Origin of the sequence: Microcoleus sp. PH2017_08_TRC_O_A, from assembly GCF_020738665.1 — a bacterium.
In the GTDB taxonomy this organism is placed as follows: Bacteria; Cyanobacteriota; Cyanobacteriia; order Cyanobacteriales; family Microcoleaceae; genus Microcoleus.
This window is the reverse complement of the sequence record NZ_JAEQCE010000080.1, coordinates 23,698-30,121: the sequence shown is the minus strand read 5'-3', so window position 1 is coordinate 30,121 and position 6,424 is coordinate 23,698. Positions and strand designations below refer to the sequence as shown.

Here is a 6,424-nt window from a genome sequence, read left to right as displayed (position 1 = left end):
GCTTTGAGGGACGGCTCCTTTGCTCTCTCTATCAATAGTGAGAGTATTGCTATCGCGTATGCCCTGTTTGTCCAGGGTTGTGCAGCGTAACACCGTCAGGGAATAATTGAGTTAAAGTGAGAGCGTCTTTTTCACTGACTGGAAAATTGCCCGTTTTTGTGGCTGGGTATGCGGGTTTAGTTTGGTTTGGGGTTGCGGGAGATTCAAATATGAATTCAGGGCCGTCAATACCGAGACTGATGCGATCGCCTGTTTCTAAAGTTTGGCAGCCTTCGAGCTTTTGGCCGTTGATATAAGTTCCGTTAGCGCTGTTGAGGTCGCAAATTTGCCATCTCGTCCAATTACCATGAGTTAAGGGACGGACTGCGGCATGGCGGCGGGAAACCATGCCGTGGGCGATCGACTCTAAAGCTATTTGACAATTGCGATCGCGCCCGATCGCCACTTCTCCATATTCAGAAAGTTGGTACTTGGACGCTAGCCCGGACGCAGCGCCTTTGGCGGGCACTTGTCGCAGAAATCCGATTTCATTAGTCATCAGTCAGTTGGCAGTTGGCAGTTGGCAGTTGGCAGTTGGCAGTTGGCAGTTATTAGTTATTAGTTATTTGTTATTAGTTATTTGTGATTGATGGTTGGGGAGCAGTTATTAGTTATTAGTAACAATCAATAACTCACCACTAACACCTAACAACTAGGAATCAATAACAAGTAATATAGGACAACTCACCAATAACAAATAACAAATAACAACTGACTACTGACTAATGACTGCTGACTAATGACTAATCATAAATTTGCTCTGGCATCCTGAACGGCTGCATAGAAAAATATGCCTGTGAGCGGTATGCTGAGGGCGAGGATGATGCCGGTAACTACGTTGCCGAGTTGAGCTTCTCCCGAAGACAGCTCAAAGATTGAGCCGACTGCGGCGATCGCAGTGATGCACGAAAGAGCTAACAATAAACCACTTTTTGGAGTTCCTGCCATCATACTGATTTTACGGCCTTTGGCGAAAATTTGTTCTTGACTAATTCTTCATTGAGTGCGAGCTTGTTTTCTACTCTATCTACAAACAGCACTCCGTTGAGGTGATCCATTTCGTGCTGAATTGCCCTCGACAATAAATCTGTCGCTTTCAGGGTTTGCGGGCGGCCAAATTCGTCGCGGTAGGACACTTCAATAGCTTCTGGGCGTTTGACTTCTAAATAAACTCCCGGAATGCTTAAACAGCCTTCTTGCAAGATGCAGATATCGCCGCTGCTACTTTTGATGGTGGGGTTGATCAAAACCAATGGGGGTGTGGCGGGATTGTCGGGTTCGCAGTCGAGTACGATTACTTGTTTGTTAACTCCGACTTGGGGGGCTGCCAAACCGATGCCGTCGGCACTGTACATGGTTTGCAGCATTTCTCGGACTAGCTGCCGAATTTCTGCATCGATGCTGCTGACGCGCTTTGCTGGCTGCCGCAGGACGCGATCGCCTAAAGTGTGTATTGTTAGGGGCGGTTTTTCTAACTTTTTCTTTTCAACCAAAACCTGAACCGTCATAAAACCTCGCGAGATGTTTGGAAACCCCCAACGAAAGCGGTTGGGGGATTACATGGGAACCAATACTATTATTTTCAATATTAATCTAATTTTAAGTAGCTATGACTGGAAACGCACCAAACCAACGGCCGGTGATTTCTCTGGGGCTTTCGCCTGTTTTATTGGCGGTAGAGCTTGCGGGGGCGAACGCGATTTTAGTGTCGATTTTGCCGATCGTACAGTTTTGGGCGGTTTTGCCCGATCGTATTCCAATTCACTTCGGCTTGGGGGGGCAGCCTGATGCTTTGGGCGACAAGGTGATGATTTGGATGCTGCCAGCAGTGGCTGCTATTATTTTTGTGGTTTTAACTGCGGTATCGCGCTATCCGCATACTTTTAACTATCCGGTACGGATTACTCAGGAAAATGCGCGCCGACAATATCTCTTGGGGCGAGGCCTTTTGGTTTGGCTGAAGGCGGAGATTTGTTGGCTATTTGCTTTTATAGTGCGGCAGCAAATTATTGTGGCTTTGGGAAATGCTCAAAGGTTTAGTATAGAGTTGGTTTTCGGGATGACTTTTTTGATATTTGCGACGGTTGGGGTCTATTTGGGGAGGGCTTATTTAGCTCGCTAGCTGTAGGCAAAAACTTTCACATAAAAAGGTTTGTAGTGAGGACTTTAGTCCGCATTAAAGAAAGGACTAAAATCCTGACTACAAACTTTCACATAAAAAGGTTTGTAGTGAGGACTTTAGTCCGCATTAAAGAAAGGACTAAAGTCCTGACTACAAACTTTCACATAAAAAGGTTTGTAGTGAGGACTTTAGTCCGCATTAAAGAAAGGACTAAAGTCCTGACTACAAACCTTTTGACTAAGCCATTAGATATGTTTGCTGGTTGTTCATCGGCAATACTCGCAACCGTCTATTTTTCAAATCTGGTTCTAACCCTAGTTCTTCCATGGGAATCACGCCCAGCAAAACAGCAGCAACGCCTTCGGGCAATTCTAAACAATCAAATCTACCTTCTCTCCCTTCTACAATAATTTGAGCGCCTGCAAAAATTCGACCTTTTTTGATGCCAGCCGATGTTTCTACATCTCTTTCTCCTACTTGTCTTAAACCTAGTTGGCTAATAATGGGAGCTGGCAAGGAAAGTAGAGTTGCTCCGGTATCGACAACAACTTTGTCGAGTACCGCACAACGAACTTCCTCGGTAGAAATGAATCCCCGTTCTGCCATAACTAGATCGATACGATTCGTGACGGTGATTGTAGTGATTACTTGACCCATTTGTTTGCCTTGAAGATTGGGGAGTACCAGGGTCATATTATGTTACCTCTTTGAGTGTAATTACTGGATATTTCTATTGTAATGCTATCTAGAATCGTGCTTAGTTGGTTAAAATCGTTTTAGTGACCTGTTCAAGTTAGAATTTGCCTCAACGCATGACACCAGAACCCAACTCTCCTCAACCCAATCCTCCTAAGTCGAACGTGACTGTAGAAAGCCCTAACGGTGCAAGCCCTACTGTGCCGCCAGAATCAGCGACAATCGTTGCTACTGCTGAACCGGAAAAACCGCTACCGCCGCCTCCTCCAACTCGCAGGGTTTTATTGCCGCAGCAGCCCGCACAAACGACTGCTGAGATGACTGGTTCGGTGCTGACGCTGGCGGCGATCGCAGCGATGATTGTAGGACTGGCTAACGATAGCATTTGGATCGGCTTAATAGGCGCCGTCGGTGCGATCGGCATATCGCTGCGGATGATGTGGCCGAGTTGGGGCAAAATTTGGGTGCAGGTAATTCCGCCGACTTGGCGCACGCTGATCATCTCTTGCTTCGGGCTGTTAGCTGGGATTGTGGGCTTGCTGATGCTCAGCGGTACTAATACTGAACCGGGAAGCCGCAACATCCAAATCAACTGGGATGCTATCGGAGCTCTCGGCGAGTTAATTGGTGCTTTGGGTCAAATTTTGATCGCAATTTTGGGCGTTTACGTGGCTTGGCGCCAGTACGTGATCTCGAAGGATTTGACGATTCAGCAAAATCGCATTACCCAGCAGCAAACGATTGATGCTTATTTTCAAGGGGTTTCCGACTTAGCCCTTGACGAGCAAGGGTTTTTGGAAGATTGGCCGCAGGAAAGGGCGATCGCCGAAGGCCGCACCGCTGCAATTATGAGCAGTGTGGATGCTGAAGGTAAAGCGAAAATTCTGCGGTTTTTGTCGCAGTCGAGACTGATTACTCCTCTGAAGCGCGATCGGCTTTTAGGTCGCCCCATCCTTGACGGCGATGGTGGCTACGCTGAAGACAGAGATCACGGCCTCCGCGTCATCGATTTAAACGTCATGTTAGCTGGTGCTGACCTCGCTGGCACGGATTTACGGTGGACTGAGTTGAGCGAAGCCAACCTTGTCCGAGCCAATCTCAGCAAGTGCGATTTAGTGAAAGCAAACCTCTCGCGCGCTATTCTGTACGACGCCAATCTCGTTCGCGCCGACATGAGAGCCACCAAATTATTCTACGGCTCGGCAGAAATGGCATCTCCCCGCAGCCGCACGGAATTTGCCAACTATCAAACGGGTGAATATACCGGCGCTGTGGTTGAACGTGCTGATTTCACTGCTGTCAAGCGGCTGTCGGACGAGCAGCGCTATTACTGCTGCGCTTGGTGCGGCTCGAAGTCGCGAGAGACTATTCCCGGCGGCTGCGAAGGTATTCCCAATAAACTGGGACGCTAAAATTAGCAGTACCGCTGTACTTACGTATATATTTGGCGATCGATAGGCAGCCGACTATACTGTATTTAAAATCAACAGTCTGGCGCTGTTTTAGCGATGACAAATACTGATTTAGGGCTAGAAGTAAGTCCGCGTCAAGCAGGCACTAAAAGCAGAGATGGGTTAATTTTTGTAATTACTATGTGGTTGCTGAGCCGATCGGTAATTGCGATCGGGATGCAGCTAATTGCCCCCTTCCTGTACCATCACTCGCTGCTCTACCAGTCTCAGGACTCAACGCCTTTTGTGGCGGGCTTTATTCCCAAAAGTGGCTGGGAGTTGTTCTCCCATTGGGACGGCGAATGGTACACCAAAATCGCTACCCTAGGCTACTCCTACGCCGATGACGGAGAGCAACATTCTGTTGCCTTCTATCCGCTGTTTCCCTTGCTAATTCGGGGGCTGATGACCCTCGGAATGCGATCGGACGCAGCAGGGGTATTAATCAACTCTTTTGCATTTTTGGGCGCATTAGTGCTGATTTATTTTTGGGTAGAACAGCGATACGATACTGGTGTTGCCAAATGGACAACCGCTATGCTAGCTTGGTGTCCGTTCTCGCTATTTTGCACTGTCATGTATACAGAAGGATTGTTTCTGTTTCTGACAGCATCTGCTTTGCGATCTTTTGAGAGGGGCGAGTATATTTGGGCTGCTGTTTGGGGAGCTTTGACAACTGCTACTAGGGGGCCGGGAGTAGCACTGATACCTGCTTTTTTGCTGACAGCTTGGAGGGAAAAAAGACCTCCACTTGCTTATTTTGCAGGTTTGGCTAGCGCTCTTGGGATATTTTCATTTAGTATATATTGTGCTATTAGATTTGGAGATGCTTTAGCATTTGTTCATGTTCAAAAGGGATGGGTTCAGCCGAGTTGGTTCGAGGTATTGATTCAAGCTCTCAAATTGAAGGTATCTGCTATCAGTAGAATTGTGATGATTTTTGGCAGCGGCTATTTATTATGGTTTTTGCACAAAAGGCTTACCACTATTGTTTTGACTTACGGTTTTTGCTCTTTAGCACTGCTGCTTAATTCCGGAGCTTTGCGATCGGTAAACCGCTACGCTTACGGTATGCTGCCGCTTTCAATAGCTCTCGGCTTGTTGCTAGCAGCTAAGCCTCGTTGGGGTTACGGGTTGATGGGATTGTTTGGTATATTTCTGCTGTACGTTTCCGTCAGATTTGCAGGTTGGCTGTGGGTAGCTTAGGGGCGATAGTTGGCGAGCATCTCTTGAAAAAACTTAATTTACCAGAAAATGAAAATCAGACTATTCATTACTCCAATCCTCGGACTTAAGGGTAGAGGTCGCTCTCAAACTGTCAACTGTCAACTGTCAACTGTCAACTGTTGAATCTACCTCCCAAGCTGCCTGAAAAAAGTCTCTTTCGCACAACATAGCGTAGCGATAGGTTGCTTCTACTTCCGGTATAGATTCGGCATAGCGATCGACCAAACTTTCCAGCCGTGAAGCTAAAATCTCAAACTCAGGGCTGCTATAGGTGACAATCCAGTCGCTCAAGGCGTGTTTTGGTATATTAGGCTTGGCTAACTGCTGTCCCAAAAAAGCATACAACCGCAAGCAAGGAGTCATCGCCGCTACTGTCAAACCTACACCGCTTCCCCAAGCTGTTGCTAATAAAAAATCCGTGTAGTGGCGGGTAGCAATTCCGGGTTTAGCCTCTTGCAAGTTTACACCCCATTTGGCTGCATATCCTTGATGCAAGCGAAGTTCTTCTAAAACGCCACTCCCGAGATTGTGGAGGATTTCAAATCCCTCCCAGTCGGGTGCTTTTGCCGCAGCAATACTGTAAGCGCGAGCAAATGCTCTCAGAAAAAATGCGTCTTGTGCAACATAATATGCAAAACTATTTTGGGGGAGGCTGCCGTCAGCAATGCCTCTGAGAAAAGGATGTTGCAGACAAGCTTCGCTTAAGTCTTGATTTGCTTGCCACAGATAGTTAGAACTTGTCATGAATTTTTTAATTTATCGGTGGTTATGATGGTAATTGTTATATGACTTACAGAAATCACTCGGTTTCTCGTAGAAATATTGGGGAAAGACAACGATGAATCTACTCACAAACCAGGTTTTTAGCCTCCGGGCCCTGAGTACCCTG

8 protein-coding genes are annotated in these 6,424 nt (G+C 47.0%); 3 read left to right on the top strand and 5 right to left on the bottom strand.

Features of this window, described 5'->3' with window-relative positions; all coding sequences use genetic code 11:
• Positions 1-49: 49 nt before the first annotated feature.
• The 3 genes from JGK22_RS24690 to def form a co-directional block, all read right to left on the bottom strand.
• Positions 50-538: an FHA domain-containing protein gene (locus JGK22_RS24690; protein ID WP_293198923.1), complete on the bottom strand. Its 489-nt coding sequence runs from the start codon at positions 536-538 to the stop codon at positions 50-52.
• 248 nt (positions 539-786) lie between these two features.
• Positions 787-987: a hypothetical protein gene (locus tag JGK22_RS24685; protein WP_293187114.1), complete on the bottom strand. Its 201-nt coding sequence runs from the start codon at positions 985-987 to the stop codon at positions 787-789.
• Positions 987-1,547, bottom strand: a complete 561-nt coding sequence (gene def, locus JGK22_RS24680; RefSeq protein ID WP_293187112.1) for a peptide deformylase — start codon at positions 1,545-1,547, stop codon at positions 987-989. Before def ends, JGK22_RS24685 begins: the two co-directional genes overlap by 1 nt.
• 101 nt (positions 1,548-1,648) lie before the next feature.
• On the opposite strand from def, the gene JGK22_RS24675 reads away from it, so the two are divergent.
• Positions 1,649-2,161 carry a DUF1648 domain-containing protein gene (locus JGK22_RS24675; protein ID WP_293313985.1) on the top strand — a complete coding sequence of 171 codons (513 nt, stop codon included), beginning with the start codon at positions 1,649-1,651 and terminating at the stop codon, positions 2,159-2,161.
• Positions 2,162-2,398: 237 nt separating this feature from the next.
• Here the strand turns inward: JGK22_RS24675 and JGK22_RS24670 are convergent, their stop codons facing one another.
• Positions 2,399-2,854, bottom strand: a complete 456-nt coding sequence (locus tag JGK22_RS24670) for an aspartyl protease (protein WP_293187110.1) — start codon at positions 2,852-2,854, stop codon at positions 2,399-2,401.
• 119 nt (positions 2,855-2,973) lie between these two features.
• Here JGK22_RS24670 and JGK22_RS24665 point away from each other — a divergent pair, with 119 nt between their 5' ends.
• A complete protein-coding gene (locus JGK22_RS24665; RefSeq protein ID WP_293187109.1) occupies positions 2,974-4,269 on the top strand; it encodes a pentapeptide repeat-containing protein in 1,296 nt (431 codons plus the stop codon).
• 96 nt (positions 4,270-4,365) lie between these two features.
• On the top strand, positions 4,366-5,514 hold the full coding sequence (locus tag JGK22_RS24660; protein WP_293192663.1) for a mannosyltransferase family protein: 1,149 nt from the start codon (positions 4,366-4,368) through the stop codon (positions 5,512-5,514).
• A gap of 126 nt (positions 5,515-5,640) precedes the next feature.
• Here the strand turns inward: JGK22_RS24660 and JGK22_RS24655 are convergent, their stop codons facing one another.
• Positions 5,641-6,279, bottom strand: coding sequence for a TenA family protein (locus JGK22_RS24655; RefSeq protein ID WP_293313982.1), 639 nt, complete (start codon positions 6,277-6,279; stop codon positions 5,641-5,643).
• Positions 6,280-6,424: the final 145 nt, after the last annotated feature.

What these genes read in the sequence shown, in the direction of transcription:
- JGK22_RS24690 (WP_293198923.1), bottom strand. Translation starts at nt 538, where the DNA reads ATGACTAATGAAATCGGATTTCTGCGACAAGTGCCCGCCAAAGGCGCT.
- JGK22_RS24685 (WP_293187114.1), bottom strand. Translation starts at nt 987, where the DNA reads ATGGCAGGAACTCCAAAAAGTGGTTTATTGTTAGCTCTTTCGTGCATC.
- def (WP_293187112.1), bottom strand. Translation starts at nt 1,547, where the DNA reads ATGACGGTTCAGGTTTTGGTTGAAAAGAAAAAGTTAGAAAAACCGCCC.
- JGK22_RS24675 (WP_293313985.1), top strand. Translation starts at nt 1,649, where the DNA reads ATGACTGGAAACGCACCAAACCAACGGCCGGTGATTTCTCTGGGGCTT.
- JGK22_RS24670 (WP_293187110.1), bottom strand. Translation starts at nt 2,854, where the DNA reads ATGACCCTGGTACTCCCCAATCTTCAAGGCAAACAAATGGGTCAAGTA.
- JGK22_RS24665 (WP_293187109.1), top strand. Translation starts at nt 2,974, where the DNA reads ATGACACCAGAACCCAACTCTCCTCAACCCAATCCTCCTAAGTCGAAC.
- JGK22_RS24660 (WP_293192663.1), top strand. Translation starts at nt 4,366, where the DNA reads ATGACAAATACTGATTTAGGGCTAGAAGTAAGTCCGCGTCAAGCAGGC.
- JGK22_RS24655 (WP_293313982.1), bottom strand. Translation starts at nt 6,279, where the DNA reads ATGACAAGTTCTAACTATCTGTGGCAAGCAAATCAAGACTTAAGCGAA.